The organism is Micromonospora globbae, assembly GCF_003610785.1.
GTDB lineage: Bacteria > Actinomycetota > Actinomycetes > Mycobacteriales > Micromonosporaceae > Micromonospora > Micromonospora globbae.
On the sequence record NZ_RAQQ01000032.1, the window covers coordinates 14,176 to 32,962 of the forward strand.

Below are 18,787 nucleotides of genomic sequence, written 5' to 3' on the forward strand. Positions count from 1 at the left end.
GCCACGGCTGCAGCAGGTGAGCTGACCCCGCTCCGCTCCCCCACGATTCACACCCCCGGCAGTCCGTCGGGGATCGTGTCGCGCGCCGCCCCGGTCGGGGCGGTCGGGGAGCCGCCCGGTCGCGATTTCGTGTGTGCGTCCTGACCCACCCGACGGCCCCGCGCTGCCCGCGGGCCGTCCAGTCGCCACCCGGAGCCGTCCATGAGCCGTTACCTCGCCCCGCTGGGGTTCACCCTCGCCACCATCTGGGTCGCCGTTCTCTTCGTCCTGGCCGGTCACTGACCGGCCGGCGACCCGCCGCGCTCGCGGCCGGCCGGGGCGTCCGCCGCCGGCCGGCCGCGAGGGCGGCCGGACGTCACAGCATCCGCGACGACCAGAGCAGGCTGAGCGCGCCGGCGCAGAGCGCGAGCAGCAGCGCGACACCCGCGTACCACTGGGTGATCTCGCGCGGTTGCGTGCGGTACCCGATCGAGCTGCCCATGTCCTGGTAGACCTGCTTCAGCTCGTTCACCGACGCCGCCTCGTAGAAGTAGCCCTCGGTCGTCTCGGCCAGCTCCGCCAGGGCCAGCCGGTCCACCGGCACCCGTTGCAGCTGCCCGCCGATGTCCACCTGCCCGGCGTCCGTGCCGAACGCGATGGTCGAGACCGGCACGTTGGCCGCCTGCGCGGCGGCGGCCGCCTCCTCCACCGATCGCCCCGCCGTCCGGTAGCCGTCCGACAGCAGCACGATCCGGGCCGGCGGGATCTCGGCCGCGCCGTCGGCGGGCACCGACCGGATGGCCTCCAGGCAGGTGAAGACCGCCTCGCCGGTGGCCGTGGCCTCGGCCAGCACCAGCCCGTCGATGGCGCTGGTCACCGCCGACCGGTCCTTGCCCGGCGGCACCAGCACGTTCGCCGACTTGGCGAACGACACCAGCCCGAGGTTGTAGGTCTCGGGCAGCTCGTCGACGAACTGCTTGGCCGCCTCCTGGGCGGCCTCCAGCCGGTTCGGCGCCACGTCGTCGGCCTGCATGGACAGGGACACGTCGATGGCGAGCATGATCGTGGCCCGTTCCAGCGGCTCCTTGGTGTCCACGGCCGGCCGGGCGAGCGCCGTGGAGAGCACGAGCAGGCACAGCAGGAACGCGGTCGCCGGCACGTGCCGGCGCCAGCCGAGCCCCTTCGGCGCGAGGGTGCGCAGCAGCTCCACGTTGGTGAACCGCATCGCGTACGCCCGGCGGTGCAGCTGTCGCCACACGTAGAAGGCGGCGAGGGCGAGCACCGGCAGCACGGCCAGCAGCCACCACGGTTGCAGAAAACGGATCATCGTGTCGTCCCCCGGGTGCGGGTGTGCCGCTGCGCGGCCACGAAGCGCACCATGTCCAGCAGCCAGTCTCGGTCGGTACGCAGGCGCAGGTGGGCGGCGCCGGCGCCGCGCAGCGCGGCGGAGATCTCCGCGCGCTGGGCGGCGGCCGCCTCGGCGTAACGGCGGCGCAGCCGCGGGTCGGCCGTCTGCACCTCGTGCAGCTCACCGGACTCCGGGTCGACGACCGGCAGCACACCCACGTCGGGCAGTTCCAGCTCGCGCGGGTCGACCACCTCGACGGCGAGCACGTCGTGGCGTACCCGCAGCTTGCGCAACGGCCGGGCCCACTGCGCGGGCGGGGCGAGGAAGTCGGAGATCACGACCGCGACGCCGCGCCGCCGGGGCGGCCGGTTCAGCATCTCGACCAGCGCCCCCAGGTCACCCCGGCCCGGACGCAGCTCCGTGCCGGCGATGGCGCGGAGCAGCCCCTGGGCCTCCCGCCGTCCGGACCGGGCGGGCAGCCGGGTCAGGACCCCGGGGCCGGCGGCCGGCGGCGCGCCGCGGCGGCGGCCGGCCGGTGGGGCGCCCCCACCCGTGCCGATGACCGCGCCGACGCGGTTGCCGCCGCGCACCGTGAGGTGGGTGATGGCGGCCGCCGCGGCCACCACGACGTCCCGCTTGAGCCAGCGGCCGGTGCCGAAGTCGAGACTCGCCGAGAGGTCCACGGCCAGCCAGGTCTCCAGTTCGCGGTCGGCGATCGTCCGCCGGACGTGCGGGGTGGTGGTCCGGGCCGTCACCGGCCAGTCCATCCGGCGTACGTCGTCGCCGGGGCGGTACTCGCGCGACTCCCCCGCCTCGCTGCCGGGGCCGGGGAGCAGCCCCACGTAGTCGCCCTGGAGCAGGCCGTCCAGCTTCCGGGTGACGAGCAGCTGGAGGCGGGACAGGACGGCGTCGGAGCGGTCGGCGGGTGCGGGGCGAGGGGTGGCTGAGGTCACGGGAGCTGCCCGGGCCACCCGGCGCCCGGCGGCGGGGCCACCGGCGGTGGTGTCGCCTGCTGCCGGGGCGCGACCGACGGCAGCGGGATGGTCGACATCACCCGGTGCACGACGTGGTCGGCCGGCACGTCGTCGGCGAGCGCGTCGTAGCTGAGCACCAGCCGGTGCCGCAGGATGTCCGGGGCGATGTCCTGCACGTCCTGGGGCAGCGCGTAGTCGCGGCCCCGCAGCAGCGCCAGCGCCCGGGTGGCCCGGACCAGGCCGAGCGACGCGCGGGGGCTGGCGCCGTACTGGATCAGCTGCGCGACGTCCGGCATGCCGTGCTCGGCCGGGGCGCGGGTGGCGAGCACCAGCCGGACCGCGTAGTCGACGAGGGCGTTGTGCACGAACACCTGGTCCGCCTTGCGTTGCAGGGCGACCAGGTCGGCCGTGGAGAACACCGGCGACGGCTCGGGCGCCGCCACACCCATCCGGTAGACGATCTCGCGTTCCTCGGCGTCGGTGGGGTAGCCGACGACGATCTTCATGAGGAAGCGGTCCCGCTGCGCCTCCGGCAGCGGGTAGACGCCCTCCTGCTCGATCGGGTTCTGCGTGGCCATCACGAGGAACGGGTCCGGCACCCGGTGGGTCTCGCCGCCGATCGAGACCTGCCGCTCGCTCATCACCTCGAGCAGCGCCGACTGCACCTTGGCCGGTGCGCGGTTGATCTCGTCGGCCAGGAGGAAGTTGACGAAGACCGGGCCGAGCTCGACGTCGAACTTCTCGCTGGACTGCCGGTAGATGCGGGTGCCCATGATGTCGGCGGGCACCAGGTCCGGCGTGAACTGCACGCGGGCGAAGCTGCCGCCGACCACCTTGGCCAGGGTCTCCACCGCCAGGGTCTTGGCCACCCCCGGTACGCCCTCGAGCAGACAGTGGCCGCGCGCGAGGAGCGCGACGACCATCCGCTCCACCATCCGGTCCTGCCCGACGATCACCCGCTTGATCTCGAACAGCGCCCGTTCCAGGAGGGTCGCGTCCTCGGCCGGCGTGGTCACCGGCGCGGGCGTCTGCGGGGCGGCGCCGTTCGGCGTCGGGGCGTCGGGCGTGGTCGGCTGGGCCACCGGTCCTCCACAGCATGATCGGTTGTCGCGGCGTGGTGCGTATCAAGACTCGCATGCCCGGCTGAGTACCGAGGTGGGGAGAAGCCGATTTTCGCCACGCCGTCCGCACCGACCGAATCGCCAGACGCGGGGTGGACAGGAACGGCCCCGGCGTGTGTACGATTCACCCGTCGCCGGGCGGCTCCCCCCGTGGTCGCCCGGCGCTCACACTCTCCCTAGACTTGCCGGGATGAGCACGCCCTCCCCCGCCGACGAGCCGCTGATCTGCTCGGCCAAGGGATGCCGGGCACCGGCGGTCTGGGCGCTGCGGTGGAACAATCCCCGGCTGCACGACCCCGACCGGCGCAAGACCTGGCTGGCGTGCGACGTCCACCGCGAGACGCTCGGCGACTTTCTCGACGCCCGCGGGTTCCTGCGTGCGGTCGCACCGCTGTCCGGATCACCTACGCTCGAAGCGTGAGCGCGCGAAACGGAACGCCCCGGTGAGCCCCGCGGAGTCCCCCCGGCCGCCGTCCGCCGCCGGGCAACCGTCGCCGCCGGCCACGGAACAGACCGCCCCGCCGACCGGCCCGCCGCTGGTGTCCGGGGCTCCGGGAGCGACGCCCGGGCCGTTCGAGGGCCGACCGGGGGTGCCGGCCGGGCCCCCACCGGCCTGGCCCCCACCGGCCGGGCCCCCACCGGCCGGGTCACCGCCGCAGGCGGGCCCGCCGTCGTCGGCCGGTCCGTTGGAGCCCTGGCCGCAGACCGTCCGTTGGCAGCCGATCTCCCGGGACCTCATCTGGGTGGAGCTGCTGCGACTCGGCGCGGTGCTGGTGGTCGTCGTCCTCGGGGTGGCGATCGGCTGGGCGCTCAGCGGGCACTGGCTGTTCGGGCTGGGCCTCGCCGTCGTCCTCCTGGCCGGTGCCGTGCGTGCCGTCTCGATCGTCCGCGCCGTGCGCGCCTGGGGGTACGCCGAGCGTGAGGACGACCTGCTGGTCCGCCACGGGCTGCTGGTCCGGCGGCTGTCCATCGTCCCGTACGCCCGGATGCAGTTCGTCGACGTGAGCGCCGGGCCGCTGGAGCGCGCGTTCGACCTCGCGACCGTCCAGTTGCACACCGCCGCGGCGGCCAGCGACGCCCGGGTGCCGGGTCTGCGCCCGGCCGAGGCGTCCCGGCTGCGCGACCGGCTCACCGCGCTCGGCGAGGATCGGGCGGAGGGCCTGTGACCGGCCGGTCCCCGGCGACCGCGGAGCCGGCCCGATGACCGACGGCCCCCCGGCCGAGCCGGGTACCCGCCCGCCGGTGCCGCCGGCCGGGCCACCGCCTGGCGACACGCCCGCGCCGCCACCGCAGACGGGCGCCCCGCAGCCCGTGCCGCATCCACCCGCCGCGGGGCCTGGTCCCTACCCGCCCGCACCGCACGGCCCCGGGCCGCAGGCACCCGGCCCCGGGCCGTACGCTCCCGGGTCCTACCCGCCGCCCGGACCGTACGCCCCCGGGGTCCACCCGGCCGGGCCGTACGCCCCCGGGGCCTACCCGCCGGGGGCCTACGCTCCGCCCGGGCCGCACGCTCCCGGGGCCCATCCGCCCGGGCCGTACCCTCCCGGGCCCTACCCGCCCGGGCCGTACGGTCCACCGGGCCTGCCGCCACCGGGCGAAACGGGCGAGCCCCGGCAGCGGCTGCACCCGCTCAGCCCGGCGCTGCACGGCGCCAAGTCGCTGGTCGTGGTGATCGCCGGCCTGTCCTGGTCGACGCTGTCCCGGGTCGGCTTCGGCTGGTTCGCCGCCATGGTGGTCGTGCTGGCCCTCGGCGCGACCGTCCTCTCGATCGTCAGCTGGTACAACACCGGCTACCACGTGGTCGGGCGCGAACTGCGGGTCTACGAGGGGCTGCTCTGGCGCCGGACCCGGGCCATCCCGCTGGAGCGGTTGCAGGCCGTCGAGGTGGTCCGCCCCCTGCTCGCCCAGCTCACCGGTCTGGCCGAGCTGCGCCTGGAGGTGGTCGGCGGGGGCAAGACGGAGGCGCCGCTGGCGTACCTCAGCGTGGCCGACGCGGTCGCGCTGCGGGAGCGGCTGCTCGCGCTCGCCGGCCGGGCCGCGCAGCCGGTGGCCCCGCAGGCGCCCGCCGCGGGGCCGGCACCGGTCCCGGCCGGGCTGCCACCGACGGCCACGGCGCTGCCGCCCGGCCGGCCGCTGCACGCGGTCCGCAACGAGGACCTGCTCGTCAGCCAACTGCTCACGCCGCAGGCGTTCCTGCTGCCGTTCGGCGTCGCCTTCGTGGTGGCGCAGTTCCTCTCCGAGGGGTCCTGGTCGTTCATCGCGGTGGCCAGCACCCTCACCGCCATGGCGGGCGTGGTGCTGCAACCCGTGCGGCGGGTGCTCGACGACTGGAACTTCCGGCTGGCCCGCGACGGCGGCACGCTACGCGTCCGCAACGGCCTGCTGGAGACCCGGGCGCAGACGGTCCCGCTGCACCGGGTGCAGACCGTACGGGCCACTTGGCCGCTGCTGTGGCGGATGAAGGGCTGGCTGCGGCTGCGACTGGAGGTGGCCGGCTACTCGGTCGGCGAGGGCGACGAGCGCAACCGCCCGGACCGGCTGCTGCCGGTCGGCGACCTGCCCACCGCCGAGCGGATCGTGGCCGAGGTGCTGCCCGAGGTGCCGCTGAGCGGGGTGGGGCTCACCCCACCGCCGTCCCGGGCACGCTGGCTGCACCCCCTCGGGCGGAACGCGCTCGGCGCGGGCCTGCACGAACGGGTCGTGGCGGTACGCTCCGGGCTGCTCACCCGGCAGCTCACCCTCGTGCCGTACGCCCGGATCCAGAGCGTGCGGGTGGTGCAGGGCCCGCTCCAGCGGCGGCTCGGGCTGGCCACCGTGCACGTGGACACGGCCGGCGGGGCGGGCGCGGCCGCCGAGTCGCGCGACCTCGGCGAGGCGTGGTGGCTGGCCGCCGAACTGATCGCGCGGACGCACGCCGCCCGCCAGGTCGGCTGAGCGCGGACGCACGCCGCCCGCCGGGCCGGCTGAGCGCGGACGCACGCCGCCCGCCGGGCCGGCTGAGCGCGGACGCGCGCCGCCCGCCGGGCCGGACGGAGCGGTGGCGCGCCGGCAGCGGGTCTCGGCGACGTCGACCGACGACGGCCGGGTCAGCCGGTGGCGCGTACCGCCGTCGGGTCCCCGGCCGGCTCGGGCGTGGGCTGGTCGACGGGCTCGTCGGTTGCCGGCAGCGGCCGACCGGCCGCCGAGGGGGGTTCGTCCGCCGGTGCCCGGCGGGCCCGGTGGGCCGCCCACCACCGTTCGGCGAGGCCGACCACCAGGAAGGTCACGCCGACGTACGCCCAGCCGACCAGCACGTCGATCACGTAGTGCTCGCCGGAGTAGACGAGGGTGAAGGTCATCGCCAGGGGGTAGGCCAGCAGCAGCGGCCACCACCGGCGCCGGGTGGCCCGCAGGAAGAACAGCACCACGAAGAGGGCCCACGCGGTGTGCAGCGACGGCATGGCGGCGACCGGGTTCGAGGCGATCTGCCCGGCGTTGAGCAGGTTGCCCGCGCCGTGCATGCCGAACTCCTTCCACCCCCGCGTGGAGATCCGGGCCACCTCCTCGATGAGCCCGTTCTGGGCGGCCCACCAGGGCGGGGCGGCCGGGTAGAGGAAGTAGGTGGCCAGGCCGGCGGCGCAGAGGAAGCCCCACCGCCGCATGTACGCGCCCCAGCGCGCCCGGTTGCGCAGCCAGAGCACGGCGGCGGCGGCGAACGTGACGACGAAGTGCGAGAAGTAGACCCAGCTGACGAGCACGTCCCACCACTGCACCTCGGGCCGGTAGAGGTGCTGCTGCAACCACACGGTGGGCACCTGCCCGCCGGTCGCCCACCCGAGCATGAACCGGTCGGCAGCCACCAGCTCGTAGGCGTGCGGGGTCGCGCCGTTGTCGGCGAAGCCCCGCGAGAGGTTGTACGCGGCGAAGAAGAGCACCACCGGCAGCCAGTCCCGGCCGAAACGCAGGTGGCTGCGCCAGGGCCGGGACGAGTTCCAGGCGATGGTGGCCGTCCAGATCCAGATGAACGCGTACACCGGGTCGGTCGGCAGCCCGATGACGAGCCAACCGGCCACGAACGCGATCCCCCAGATCGTCATCGCGGCCAGGCGGCGGCGACCGCCGTCCGGAGGTGCCGGCGGGTCGGTCCGGGCGGGGGGCTGGGGGTCAGTCACGACGGCCATCGCGGTCAAGGTTAACGGCGGCCCGGACATCGACCGACGACACATGGCCCACCGGGCGTCGAGCACCTAGGCTGTGGGCCATGCAGGAGCAGCCCGATCCCCCGTTCACACCGGGGCTGACCGCCCGGGTGGAGTTGACCGTCACCGACGCCGACACCGCGCAGGCGATCGGCTCGGGGGACGTGCCGGTCCTGGGCACGCCCCGCGTCCTGGCGCTGGCCGAGGCGGCCACTGTCGCCGCCACCGCGACGGCCCTGCCGGCCGGCATGACCACCGTCGGGGTCCGGGTCGAGCTGGACCACCGCGCACCCACCTCCATCGGGCGGACGGTCCGGGCCGTGGCCCGGCTGGCGAAGGTCGACGGCCGGCGGCTGCTGTTCGAGGTACGGGTGGCCGACGGCGACGACGTCGTGGCCGAGGGGCGGGTGGAGCGGGTGCTCGTCGACCGCCACCGCTTCGTGGAGCGCGCCGCCACCGCATGACGCCGCGGTTCGTCGAGGTCACCGACCGGGTGTACGTGCTCACCGAGCCGCTGCTCGACGTGAACGTCACGCTGGTGGTCGGCGACAGCGCGGCGCTGCTCGTGGACACGCTCTCCACCGCCGGGCAGGCCGCCGAGCTGGCGGCCGCCGCCCGGGCGGTGACCGCCGCGCCGTGGACGATCGTGAACACCCACCACCACTTCGACCACTGCTTCGGCAACGCCGTCCTGGCCGCCGACCCGCCCCGCCCGGTCCACGCCCACGAGCGGGTCACCGCGGCGCTGCGGGACCACCCCGACCGGCTGCGGCGGGAGGCGTACGCCGAGGTGGTCGCCCACTGGCCGGCGCTGGCGCCCGGGCTCGCCGCCACGGCGCTGCTGGCCCCCACCCACTCCGTCCGCACCGAGGCCGTGCTGGACGTGGGCGGCCGGCGGGTGCTGCTGCGCCATCCGGGACCGGGGCACACCGACGGCGACCTCGTCGTGCACGTGCCGGACGCCGACGTGCTGGTCGCCGGGGACCTGGTCGAGCAGAGCGGGCCGCCCGACTTCTCCGACGCCCACCCGCTGAGCTGGCCGGACGCGGTCGCCGACCTGCTCCGGCTGACCACGCCCGCGACGGTCGTGGTTCCCGGGCACGGCAGGCCGGTGGACGCGGGGTTCGTGCGGGCGCAGCACGCCCGGTTGGCGGAGCTGGCCGCGCTCATCCGGGCCGGGCACCGCGACGGGGTGGCCCCCGACCGCCTCGCCGCCGACGCCCCGTTCGGCCCGCGTACGGCGCGGACCGCGATCCGGCGCGGCTACGCGGAGCTGGACGCGACCTGAGACGCCGCCCCGGCCCGTCGACCCCCCGGTCACCCGGGTTCGCGGAGCAGGGCGGTGAGTCGCTCCAGGTGCGGCACGGCGGCGGTCACGGCGTCGCGGGCGGCCGGGTCGAGCCGGGACAGCGCGTCGGCGAGCAGCGCCGTGCGGTGCCGTTCGTGGTCGGCCATCCGCTCGCGGGCGGCCGCGGTGACGTGCAGCCGCGCGACGCGACCGTCGGCGGGATCCCGCTCGCGCCGGAGCAGCCCGGCGTCGACGAGGTCGCGGACCAGCGTGCTCACGGTGTTCGGAGCCGTCCGCAGGCACGCCGCGGCCTCCTTGACGCTCACGCCCGGGTGCGCCCGGACGAGGAGCATGAGCTCCGCCTGCGCGTCGGGCAGCTCGGTGCGGTGGGCCCGGCGGACGGCCGAACGGCGCAGCAGCCGGTGCAGGTCGCCCACCAGCGCGCCCAGCCGCGCCACACTCTCGCTCGACATGACCTCGTCCACATCGCCGTGCAATACCTCTGCCTACAGAGCTAAGGTACCCGCTGAGATCGTGCTCGTGGGGAGACCATCCGTGGCGCAGACCGCGCGACCATCCGTACGCCCGGCGCCGGACCGGCGCACGCCGACCGCCGAACCGAGGCGGGGCGGCGCGGGCCTGCTCGTGCTGCTCGGCCTGCTCACCGCGTTCGGGCCGCTGTCGCTCGACATGTACCTGCCGGCGTTCCCCGAGATGACCCGGGACCTCGGGGCCGACCAGGCGCAGATCCAGCTGTCGCTCACCACCTGCCTCATCGGGATGGCCCTCGGCCAGCTCGTCACGGGCCCCCTCAGCGACCGGTGGGGACGGCGGCGCCCCGTGCTGGCCGGCGTCGCCGCGTACGCCGTGCTGTCGCTGGTCTGTGCGGTCGCGCCGAACGCGCCGGCGCTGGCCGCCGCGCGCTTCGCGCAGGGGTTCGCCGGCGGGATGGGCGTGGTGGTGGCCCGCGCCGTGGTCCGCGACCTGCACTCCGGGCGGGCCGCGGCCAAGTACTTCTCCCGCCTCACCCTGGTGTTCGGCGTGGCCCCGGTGGCCGCGCCGGGGGTGGGCAGCCTCGTGCTGCGGTTCGGGTCGTGGCGCGCCGTCTTCGTCACGCTCGCGGTGATCGGCGTGCTCCTCGCCGCGGCGGTGGCGTGGCGGCTGCCGGAGACGCTCCCGGCCGACCGGCGCAGCGGCGGCGGCCTGCGGGACACGCTGCGCACGATGCGCGCGCTCACCGCCGACCGCGTCTACGTCGGCTACGCGCTGACCCAGGGCCTCGCGTTCGCCGGCCTGTTCGCCTACATCTCGGGGTCGTCCTTCGTCTTCCAGGACGTGTTCGGCCTCTCCGAGGGCGCCTACAGCCTGATCTTCGGCCTCAACGCCCTGGCCCTGGTCGCCACCGGGCAGGCGAACGCGCGGCTGCTCGACCGGTTCGGCACCCGGACCCTGCTGACCCGCACCCTGGTCGTGGGCGTGGTGGCCGCCGCCGGGCTGCTCGCCGGTGCGGCGGGCGGGAGCCCGTGGGCGGTGGCCGCGTGCCTGTTCGTCTTCGTCGGGTCGCTGGGCATGGTGACACCGAACAGCACGGCACTCGGACTCGACCGGCACCCCCGCCACGCCGGCACCGCCGCGGCGCTCATGGGGACGATCCAGTCGGTGGTGGGCGCGCTCGCCGCCCCGCTCGTGGGCCTCGGCGGGGACGGCAGCGCCGTACCGATGGCCGCGGTGGTCGCCGGCGCCGTGGCGCTGTCCCTCACCGCCGTCCTGGCGCTCACCCGCCCCACCGGAACCGACTGACCCGCCCGTGCTCAGCCGGCGAAGCGGGCCAGCACCTCGGCGCGGGTGGGCATGGACGTGGCGCCGCCCGGCGACTCGCACACGAGGCCGGCGACCCGCAGCGCGAACGCCACCCGCTCGATCCAGCCCGCCGGCTCGCCCGGTTCACCGGCGACCAGCAGGTCGGCGATGAGCGCCGCCATGACCGAGTCCCCGGCGCCCGTCGTGTCCACGGGGTTGACCTTCGGGGCCGGCACCCGCACCGGGTCGGCGTCGGCGGCGGCCAGGACCGCCCCGTCCGCACCGAGCGTCACCACCACCGTGGCCGCCCCGAGTTCGCGCAGGTACGCGGCCACGCCCTCGACGGGCTCGCCGGGATAGAGCAGTTCGGCGTCGGCGGAGCTGAGCTTCACCACGTGGGCGCCGGCGGCGAACTCGGCCACCACCTCGCGAAGCCCGGCCAGCGCGGCCGGCCCGTCCAGCAGGCGCGGGCGGACGTTCGGGTCGAAGACCCGCAGGCCGGCGGCGAGCGACCACGCCCGGCGCGCCGCGGCCAGCACCGTCGGGCGGAGCAGCACCACCGAGCCGCAGTAGAGCACGTCGGCGCCCTCGATCACCCCGACGTCGAGATCGTCGGCGGTGAGCAGGCCGTACGAGGGCGGCTCGCCGTAGAAGCGGAAGTCGGGTTCCGCGCCGGCGTAGGACACCACGGCGAGCGCGGTCGGCACCGGCGCCGTGACCGCACCGTCGAGGCCGACGCCGACACCGGTGAGGAAGTCACGGATCCGGCTGGCCAGCACGTCGTCACCGAGGGAGCCGACGAACTGCACCTCGCCACCGAGCCGCGCCACCCCGACGGCCACGTTCAGCGGTCCCCCGCCGATCGCCTGCCGGTAGGCCGGCGTGCCGTCGTACTCGGTCTCGAGCAGGTCGACCAGCGCCTCCCCGAGCACCACCGCGTATCCCATCCCGGTCCTCTCCTCGTCGCCCGCCGGCGGGGCGTCCCCGTACGGGGAAATCGTGTCGCACCAGGCTGGCACAGTGCGCGGCGTGACAACTGCCGAAGACACGGTATTCGCGTACTGGGACGCCTGCGAGGCCCGGGACTGGGAACGGTTCGCCGGGCTGCTCGCCGACGACATCGTCTACCACCTGCCGCAGACCCGGGAGCGGATCCGGGGCCGCGACGCCTTCCTCCGGTTCAACCGGGAGTACCCGGGCGACTGGCACATCTCGGTGACGCGGGTGGTCGGCGACGGCCGGCGCGCGGCCAGCTGGGTCACCTGCGCCGTCGACGGCGAGCACGTGCCGGCGGTGAGCTTCTTCGACCTCGACGACGACGGCCGGGTCAGCGTCGTCACCGAGTTCTGGCCCGAGCCGTACGAGCCGCCGCCGGGCCGGGAGCACCTCGCCGAGCGCTACCCGGCCGGCACGGTCGTCTGACCCTGGGGCCGCCGCGGGCCCCGGCGCGCGCCCCGTCCACCGTGCGGCCACGCCCCGGAACCGCGCGCCCACTGCCGCCGCCGGCGCGGGTGGCGTTCAGCCGGCGTGGTGGATCGGGCCGGCCAGCTCGGCCAGCGGTCGGCCCGTGCCGCCCCAGCGGCCCGCCACGATCTGCGCGGCCACGCTCACCGCGGTCTCCTCGGGCGTACGCCCGCCGAGGTCCAGCCCGATCGGTGCGGCGAGCCGGGCGAGCTGCTCCGGTGTCACCCCCGCCTCGCGCAGCCGCTTGCGGCGTTCGTCGTGGGTGCGCCGGGAGCCCATGGCCCCGACGTACGCGAGCCGCTGCCGCAGCGCGAGGTCGAGCACCGGCACGTCGAAACGCGGGTCGTGGGTCAGCACGCAGACCACCGTGCGGGCGTCGACCCGTCCCGCCTCCAGTTCCCGCGCGAGGTAGCGGTGCGGCCATTCCACGACCACCTCGTCCGCCTCCGGGAACCGCCGGGCGGTGGCGAACACCGGCCGCGCGTCGCAGACGGTCACGCGGTAGCCGAGGAACGCGCCGATCCGCGCCACCGCGGCGGCGAAGTCGATGGCGCCGAACACGATCATCCGCGGCGGCGTGGCGTACGCCGCCACGAAGAGGCTGACGCCGCTGCCGCGGCGCTGCCCGTCGTAGCCGTACCGGAGGATCCCGCTGCGGCCGGCGGCGAGCAGGCCGAGCGCGTCGTCGGCGGCCGCCGCGTCCAGGCGGTCGCTGCCGAGCGACCCGACCACGCGCCCCTCGGTGAGCACCAGCCGCCGGCCCAGCCGCCCGGCCGGGTCGGCGCGAGCGGCCGTGCCCGGCGGCTGTCCCGCGTCCGCCGCCACGCAGGTGACCACGGCCACCGGCCGGCCGCCGCGGCGCGCGTCGACGACCAGGTCGAGCTGCGGGAAGCCGTCGGCGTCGACCCGCTCGACGAAGACGTCGAGCACGCCGCCGCAGGTCAGGCCGACGGCGTACGCGTCGTCGTCACTGATGCCGTAGCGGACCAGTTCGGGGACCCCACCCGCGAGCACCTGGCGCGCCCGCTCGTAGAGGTCGGCCTCGACGCAGCCGCCGGAGACGCTGCCGGTGACCGTGCCGTCGGCGGCGACGAGCATCGCCGCGCCGGGTGGTTGGGGCGCCGACCGCCAGGTGTCCACGACCGTCGCCACCGCCACCGGCTCACCCGCCCGCCAGTGGCGGTGCAGCTCGTCGACGACGTCCCGCACGTGTCCCGCCCTCCCACCCGGCCCCTCGCCGGGATCCCGCCGGACGGGTCGAGTCCGGCCAACCGTCACGAATCGCGCTCATCGGGAATATATGGTCGGGCCGGAACCGAGGGGGTGCGAGTTGGTGAAGTCGTACCAGGCGACCCGGACCGCGCCGGCGCCGGACAGCGCGGTGGTCCGGGGGCCCGGCGAGGTGGAGGTCCGCCTGCGGGTGAACGGCGAGGTGCGCCGGATGTTCGTCGAGCCCCGCGTCAGCCTGCTCGACGCGCTGCGGGACCGGCTGGACCTGCACGGCACGAAGAAGGGCTGCAACCAGGGCGCCTGCGGAGCCTGCACGGTCTGGGTCGACCGGCGGCGGGTGCTGGCCTGCCTCACGCTCGCCATCAGCTGCGAGAACCGTGAGGTGACCACCATCGAGGGACTCTCCGAGGGGGACACCCTGCACCCCATGCAGCAGGCGTTCCTGGACGCCGACGCGTTCCAGTGCGGCTACTGCACACCCGGCCAGATCATGTCCGCGGTGGCGCTGCTCGACGAGGGGCACGCCGGCGACGACGACGAGATCCGGGAGTGGATGAGCGGCAATCTCTGCCGCTGCGCCGCGTACCCGCACATCCGCTCGGCGATCCGCCGCGTGCGCGACGAGCAGGAGGCCGGCCGTGCGGCCCGTTAGCTACTCCCGGGTGGCCGACGTCGGCACCGCCATCGGCACGGTCACCGCCGACCCGGAGAGCACCTTCCTGGCCGGCGGCACCACCCAGATCGACCTGCTGCGCATCTACGTCGAGCAGCCGGCGCGCCTCGTCGACATCAACGACCTGCCGCTGAACGGGATCGAGGAGCTGCCCGACGGGGGGCTGCGGCTCGGGGGGCTGGCCCGGATGAGCGACGTGGCCGCGCACCCGGCGGTGCGCGAGCGCTACCCGGTGGTGTCCGAGGCGTTGCTGCTCGGCGCGTCCCCGCAGCTGCGCAACATGGCCACCGTCGCCGGCAACCTCATGCAGCGCGTCCGGTGCAGCTACTTCCGCGACACCGAGGCACCCTGCAACAAGCGCGCGCCCGGCACGGGCTGCGGCGCCCTCGACGGGGTGAACCGGGGGCACGCGGTGCTCGGCACCAGCGACCGCTGCATCGCCACCCACCCGTCCGACCTGGCGGTGGCGCTCGTCGCCCTCGACGCGGTCGTGCGGACCGAGGGCCCGGCCGGCCCGCGCAGCATCCCGATCGACGACTTCTTCCTCCTCCCGGACCGTACGCCCGAACGGGAGCACCCCCTGACCCACGGCGAGCTGGTGACCAGCATCGACCTGCCCGCCCTGCCCGTCGCCGCCCGCTCCCGGTACGTCAAGATCCGCGACCGGGAGTCGTACGAGTTCGCGCTCGTCGCGGTCGCCGCGGCCATGTCCGTCGTCGCCGGCCGCATCGCGGAGATCCGGCTGGCGCTCGGTGGGGTGGCCACCAAACCGTGGCGGGCCCGGGCGGCCGAACAGGTGCTCGACGGGGCGCCCGCGACGGCCGACTCGTACCGGCGCGCCGCGGAGGTCGAGCTGGAGCCGGCCGTGTCGCACGGGATGAACGAGTTCAAGATCGAGCTGGCCCGGCGGACGATCGTCCGCGCGCTCACGGAGCTGGCCGAACGGGAGGCGGCGGCATGAGCCCGGCGATCGGCGCGACCCTCAACCGGGTGGACGGCCGCTTCAAGGTGCGCGGCGAGTCGCGCTACTCGGCCGAGGTCCCGGTGACCAACCTGACCCACGCCGTGCTGGTGAACGCGAAGATCGCCAACGGCCGGATCACCGACATCGACACCAGCGAGGCGGAGCGGGCCGAGGGCGTCCTGGCCGTGCTCACCCACCGCAACCTGGGCCGGGTCGCCACCGTGCCGCGGCTGCTGCCGTCACTGGCCGGGCTGGCCGCGCCCGGCCAGACGTTCTTCCCCCTCCAGGACGAGAACGTCCACTACGCGGGACAGCCGATCGCCGTCGTCGTGGCCGACACGATCGAGCGCGCCGACCACGCCGGCACCCTGATCCGGGTCGCGTACGAGCCGGCGCCGGCCACCACCCTGCTCGACCAGGGCCGCGACCGCGCGTACGTGCCGGAGCGGATCTTCGGGGGCCTGCTGCCCGGGCAGGCGTCCCGGGGCGACGTGGAGAAGGCCCTCGCCGAGGCGGACGTCCGCGTGGAGGCCAGCTACCGGTTCGCGCCCAACCACCACAACCCGATCGAGCCGGGAGCCAGCACCGCCGTCTGGGAGGACGCCGACCGGCTGACCATCTACGACTCGACGCAGGGCCCGAGCGCCGTCCAGTTCACCGTGGCCGAGCTGCTGGGGCTGCCGCCGATCTCGATCCGCGTGGTGAGTCACGCCGTCGGCGGCAGCTTCGGCTCGAAGGCGATGGTCTGGCACCACCCGGCGCTGGCCGCCCTCGCCGCCCGGCACGTGGGCCGCCCGGTGCGGCTGGTGCTCACACGGGAGCAGATGTTCACCTCGTGCGGGCACCGGGAGGAGCAGGAGCAGCGCATCACCATCGGCGCCCGCGCCGACGGCCGGATCACCGCGCTGCGCCACCACAAGATCTCCCTCACCTCGCCCTTCGACGACTGGGCGGAGCCCTCGCTGCAGAGCGCGTCGGTGGCGTACACGAGCCCGAACTACGAGGGCGTCTACCACCTGGTCCGGGGCAACACGATCACGCCCACGTTCATGCGCGCCCCCGGCGAGGCGAGCGGGATGTTCGCCCTGGAGTGCGCCATGGACGAGCTGGCCGAGCGCATCGGCGTCGACCCCCTCGACCTGCGGATGCGCAACTACTCGGAGACCGACCCGGAGAGCGACCACCCCTGGTCGAGCAGCGGCCTGCGGGAGTGCTACGAGCGGGCGGCCGAGCTGTTCGGCTGGCACGAGCGCGACCCGCGGCCCCGGTCGCGGCGCGAGGGCCAGTGGCTCATCGGCACCGGCCTGGCCAGCGCCCTCTACCCGGTGACGCAGCCGGTGAACCCGCAGCGGGCCCGGGCCCGCATCTACAACGACGGCACGGCGGTCGTCGAGGCCGGCGTCTCCGAGTTCGGCACCGGGGTCTTCACCGCGATGACGCAGGTCGCCGCGGACGCGCTGGGCCTTCCGGTGGAGCGGGTGCGGTTCGTGGGCGGCAGCAGCGACCTGCCGAACATCACCGCCGCGGTGGGCTCGGCCGGCACGAGCGCCGTCGGCTCCGCCGTACACCTCGCGGCGTGCCAGCTGCGCGACGAACTGATCCGGCGGGCGGTGGCCGACGACCACTCGCCGCTGCGCGGCGCCGACCCGGCGCGGGTGGAGGTCCGCGACGGGAAGATGGTGCTGTGCGACCGCCCGGACGTCGGTGAGACGTACGCCGACCTGCTGCACCGCACCATGACCCCGGACGTGGAGGTGCTCGGCACGTGGAACCCGCCGCCGCAGGACGCCGGGTACGGCGTGCACACCTTCGGCGCGCAGATGGCCGAGGTGGCCGTGGACGCCGACCTGGGTGTCGTCCGGGTCCGGCGGATGGTCGGTGTGTTCGCCCCGGGGCGGGTGCTCAACCGCAAGACCGCGCACAGCCAGCTCATGGGCGGCATGCTCTGGGGGCTCGGCCAGGCCCTCATGGAGGCCACCCGGATGGACCCGCGGCTGGGCCGCTGGGCGAACGCGAGCCTCGCCGACTACCTGGTGCCGGTCAACGCCGACGCCCCGGACGTCGTGGTCGACACCGTCGAGGTGCGCGACGACGTGGTGAACCCGATCGGGATCAAGGGGGTCGGTGAGATCGGCGTGGTGGGCGCCGCGGCCGCCATCGCCAACGCCGTCCACCACGCCACCGGCCGCCGGCAGTACGAGCTGCCGATCACCCTGGAGAAGCTCCTCTGAGGACCGTTCCGCGCATCGAGGAACGACTATTGCGCCCGGGCGGCGCGGCGTGATGGGATGACCCGTGCCGGGAGGCGTGGGGGCTGCCACGCCACCGGCTGCCGGGTTTCTTGTCACGCGAGGGCACCGGCCCGCGAGGCGGGCCGCGGGCGGCGCTCGCCCTTCGGGCGGCGCGCCGCGACCGTCGTTTCCGCACGTCGTCAGCGGGGCGGTCGGGCCACCTCGTGTCCTGGGGCGGCCCGCAGGGCACGCCGCCGCGATCCAGGAGCGGGGCCGGCCGGCAGGGCGTGCGCCCCGCGAGTCAGGAGACCTTCGTGAAACGTTCCCGTACGGCCGCGTTGCTCACCGCGGCCGCGACCCTCCTGGTGGGGGCCGTCGCCCTGGTCAGCCGCCCGGATCCGGCCGTCGCGCACGGCGCCGCGATGACCCCGGGCAGCCGGACGTTCCTGTGCTGGAGGGACGGCCTCACCGCCACCGGCGAGATCCGGCCCAACAACCCCGCCTGCGCCGCCGCGGTGGCGCAGAGCGGCGCCAACTCGCTCTACAACTGGTTCAGCGTGCTCCGGTCCGACGCCGGCGGCCGCACCGTCGGCTTCATCCCCGACGGGCAGCTGTGCAGCGGCGGCAACCCCGGCTTCACCGGCTACAACCTGGCCCGTACCGACTGGCCGGTGACCCACCTGACCGCCGGCGCGCAGATGGAGTTCCGGTACAGCAACTGGGCCCACCACCCGGGCACGTTCTACTTCTACGTCACCAAGGACAGCTGGAGCCCGACCCGGCCGCTGGCCTGGAGCGACCTGGAGGAGCAGCCCTTCCTCACGGTGACCAACCCGCCGCAGCGCGGTGCGGTCGGCACCAACGACGGGCACTACTACTTCAACGGCACCCTGCCGTCGGGCAAGAGCGGCCGGCACATCATCTACTCGCGCTGGGTCCGCTCGGACAGCCAGGAGAACTTCTTCGGCTGCTCCGACGTGGTGTTCGACGGCGGTAACGGCGAGGTGACCGGGGTCGGACCGGATGGCACGGTCCCGCCCGACCCGACCACTCCCCCGCCGGACCCGACCACGCCGCCGCCGCACACCGGTGACTGCATGGCCGTCTACCGGGTGGTCAACGCCTGGCAGGGTGGCTTCCAGGCCGAGGTGGAGATCATGAACCACGGCAGCACCCCGTTCGCCGGCTGGACGGCGAGCTGGACCTGGCCGGGCGGGCAGTCCATCAGTCAGATCTGGAACGCCACCCAGACCACGTCCGGGTCGTCGGTGACGGCCACGAACGTCTCCTGGAACGGCACGGTCCCACCGGAGGGCACCACGACGTTCGGCTTCCTCGCCAACGGCACGAACGCCCTACCCACCATCACCTGCGCCCGCCGCTGACCCTGTCCCCGGACCCGGCGAAGGTCGGGTCCGGGGGCCGCGCGGTGGTCAGGAGGTTCGCGTGGCCGGAGGCCGTCCGGTGCCGCGAACCTCCTGACCGACGGGACGCCGGGGCCCGCGACCGCCGTCAGCGGACCCCGGACCTCCTGACC

18 protein-coding genes are annotated in these 18,787 nt (G+C 75.3%); 11 read left to right on the forward strand and 7 right to left on the reverse strand.

What is annotated here, in order from left to right:
- Positions 1-355: 355 nt before the first annotated feature.
- The 3 genes from D7I43_RS29345 to D7I43_RS29355 are packed head-to-tail and all read right to left on the reverse strand — an operon-like array spanning position 356 to position 3,383.
- Positions 356-1,306, reverse strand: coding sequence for a VWA domain-containing protein (locus D7I43_RS29345; protein WP_120331831.1), 951 nt, complete (start codon positions 1,304-1,306; stop codon positions 356-358).
- Positions 1,303-2,298 carry a DUF58 domain-containing protein gene (locus D7I43_RS29350; protein ID WP_120331832.1) on the reverse strand — a complete coding sequence of 332 codons (996 nt, stop codon included), beginning with the start codon at positions 2,296-2,298 and terminating at the stop codon, positions 1,303-1,305. The genes D7I43_RS29345 and D7I43_RS29350 overlap by 4 nt, the downstream gene beginning before the upstream one ends.
- Complete coding sequence (locus tag D7I43_RS29355) at positions 2,277-3,383, reverse strand: AAA family ATPase (RefSeq protein WP_120331833.1); 1,107 nt, start codon at positions 3,381-3,383, stop codon at positions 2,277-2,279. Before D7I43_RS29355 ends, D7I43_RS29350 begins: the two co-directional genes overlap by 22 nt.
- Positions 3,384-3,612: 229 nt before the next feature.
- Between D7I43_RS29355 and D7I43_RS29365 the strand changes: the two genes are divergently transcribed.
- The 3 genes from D7I43_RS29365 (at position 3,613) to D7I43_RS29375 (ending at position 6,356) form a co-directional block, all read left to right on the forward strand.
- Entirely contained in the window at positions 3,613-3,843 is a 231-nt protein-coding gene (locus D7I43_RS29365; RefSeq protein ID WP_120331834.1) for a hypothetical protein, read from the forward strand.
- A 169-nt stretch (positions 3,844-4,012) separates the two neighbouring features.
- A complete protein-coding gene (locus tag D7I43_RS29370) occupies positions 4,013-4,588 on the forward strand; it encodes a PH domain-containing protein (protein WP_120331855.1) in 576 nt (191 codons plus the stop codon).
- Between the two features lie 415 nt (positions 4,589-5,003).
- Entirely contained in the window at positions 5,004-6,356 is a 1,353-nt protein-coding gene (locus D7I43_RS29375; RefSeq protein ID WP_120331856.1) for a PH domain-containing protein, read from the forward strand.
- 152 nt (positions 6,357-6,508) lie between these two features.
- Here D7I43_RS29375 and D7I43_RS29380 read toward each other — a convergent pair whose 3' ends face one another.
- Complete coding sequence (locus tag D7I43_RS29380) at positions 6,509-7,582, reverse strand: phosphatase PAP2 family protein (RefSeq protein ID WP_120331835.1); 1,074 nt, start codon at positions 7,580-7,582, stop codon at positions 6,509-6,511.
- Positions 7,583-7,662: 80 nt separating this feature from the next.
- Between D7I43_RS29380 and D7I43_RS29385 the strand changes: the two genes are divergently transcribed.
- Both D7I43_RS29385 and D7I43_RS29390 read left to right on the forward strand, forming a co-directional pair.
- Positions 7,663-8,064 (forward strand): thioesterase family protein, encoded by a 402-nt coding sequence (locus D7I43_RS29385; protein WP_120331836.1) that lies wholly within the window; start codon positions 7,663-7,665, stop codon positions 8,062-8,064.
- Positions 8,061-8,888, forward strand: coding sequence for an MBL fold metallo-hydrolase (locus tag D7I43_RS29390; protein ID WP_120331837.1), 828 nt, complete (start codon positions 8,061-8,063; stop codon positions 8,886-8,888). The genes D7I43_RS29385 and D7I43_RS29390 overlap by 4 nt, the downstream gene beginning before the upstream one ends.
- A 29-nt stretch (positions 8,889-8,917) precedes the next feature.
- Here D7I43_RS29390 and D7I43_RS29395 read toward each other — a convergent pair whose 3' ends face one another.
- Complete coding sequence (locus D7I43_RS29395) at positions 8,918-9,361, reverse strand: MarR family winged helix-turn-helix transcriptional regulator (RefSeq protein WP_120331838.1); 444 nt, start codon at positions 9,359-9,361, stop codon at positions 8,918-8,920.
- 82 nt (positions 9,362-9,443) lie between these two features.
- On the opposite strand from D7I43_RS29395, the gene D7I43_RS29400 reads away from it, so the two are divergent.
- A complete protein-coding gene (locus D7I43_RS29400; protein ID WP_192902299.1) occupies positions 9,444-10,688 on the forward strand; it encodes a multidrug effflux MFS transporter in 1,245 nt (414 codons plus the stop codon).
- An 11-nt stretch (positions 10,689-10,699) separates the two neighbouring features.
- On the opposite strand, the gene D7I43_RS29405 is transcribed toward D7I43_RS29400, so the two are convergent.
- Complete coding sequence (locus D7I43_RS29405) at positions 10,700-11,635, reverse strand: carbohydrate kinase family protein (protein ID WP_120331840.1); 936 nt, start codon at positions 11,633-11,635, stop codon at positions 10,700-10,702.
- An 82-nt stretch (positions 11,636-11,717) separates the two neighbouring features.
- Between D7I43_RS29405 and D7I43_RS29410 the strand changes: the two genes are divergently transcribed.
- Entirely contained in the window at positions 11,718-12,110 is a 393-nt protein-coding gene (locus D7I43_RS29410; RefSeq protein WP_240033238.1) for a nuclear transport factor 2 family protein, read from the forward strand.
- Between the two features lie 96 nt (positions 12,111-12,206).
- Here D7I43_RS29410 and D7I43_RS29415 read toward each other — a convergent pair whose 3' ends face one another.
- The gene (locus D7I43_RS29415) at positions 12,207-13,361 is read right to left on the reverse strand and encodes an XdhC family protein (RefSeq protein ID WP_120331842.1); all 1,155 of its coding nucleotides are present in this window, start codon (positions 13,359-13,361) and stop codon (positions 12,207-12,209) included.
- Positions 13,362-13,533: 172 nt separating this feature from the next.
- Here D7I43_RS29415 and D7I43_RS29420 point away from each other — a divergent pair, with 172 nt between their 5' ends.
- From D7I43_RS29420 to D7I43_RS29435, 4 genes are all read left to right on the forward strand, one after another.
- Positions 13,534-14,034, forward strand: a complete 501-nt coding sequence (locus D7I43_RS29420) for a (2Fe-2S)-binding protein (RefSeq protein ID WP_396844846.1) — start codon at positions 13,534-13,536, stop codon at positions 14,032-14,034.
- A complete protein-coding gene (locus D7I43_RS29425) occupies positions 14,021-15,016 on the forward strand; it encodes an FAD binding domain-containing protein (RefSeq protein WP_120331844.1) in 996 nt (331 codons plus the stop codon). Before D7I43_RS29420 ends, D7I43_RS29425 begins: the two co-directional genes overlap by 14 nt.
- Positions 15,013-17,250 (forward strand): xanthine dehydrogenase family protein molybdopterin-binding subunit, encoded by a 2,238-nt coding sequence (locus D7I43_RS29430; RefSeq protein ID WP_120331845.1) that lies wholly within the window; start codon positions 15,013-15,015, stop codon positions 17,248-17,250. Before D7I43_RS29425 ends, D7I43_RS29430 begins: the two co-directional genes overlap by 4 nt.
- 314 nt (positions 17,251-17,564) lie before the next feature.
- Positions 17,565-18,635: a lytic polysaccharide monooxygenase auxiliary activity family 9 protein gene (locus D7I43_RS29435; protein WP_120331846.1), complete on the forward strand. Its 1,071-nt coding sequence runs from the start codon at positions 17,565-17,567 to the stop codon at positions 18,633-18,635.
- Positions 18,636-18,787 lie beyond the last annotated feature (152 nt).

Excerpts from the sequence above, each read along its gene's own strand:
- D7I43_RS29345 (WP_120331831.1), bottom strand. The coding sequence starts at position 1,306 with ATGATCCGTTTTCTGCAACCGTGGTGGCTGCTGGCCGTGCTGCCGGTG.
- D7I43_RS29365 (WP_120331834.1), top strand. The coding sequence starts at position 3,613 with ATGAGCACGCCCTCCCCCGCCGACGAGCCGCTGATCTGCTCGGCCAAG.
- D7I43_RS29380 (WP_120331835.1), bottom strand. The coding sequence starts at position 7,582 with ATGGCCGTCGTGACTGACCCCCAGCCCCCCGCCCGGACCGACCCGCCG.
- D7I43_RS29385 (WP_120331836.1), top strand. The coding sequence starts at position 7,663 with ATGCAGGAGCAGCCCGATCCCCCGTTCACACCGGGGCTGACCGCCCGG.
- D7I43_RS29390 (WP_120331837.1), top strand. The coding sequence starts at position 8,061 with ATGACGCCGCGGTTCGTCGAGGTCACCGACCGGGTGTACGTGCTCACC.
- D7I43_RS29395 (WP_120331838.1), bottom strand. The coding sequence starts at position 9,361 with ATGTCGAGCGAGAGTGTGGCGCGGCTGGGCGCGCTGGTGGGCGACCTG.
- D7I43_RS29405 (WP_120331840.1), bottom strand. The coding sequence starts at position 11,635 with ATGGGATACGCGGTGGTGCTCGGGGAGGCGCTGGTCGACCTGCTCGAG.
- D7I43_RS29430 (WP_120331845.1), top strand. The coding sequence starts at position 15,013 with ATGAGCCCGGCGATCGGCGCGACCCTCAACCGGGTGGACGGCCGCTTC.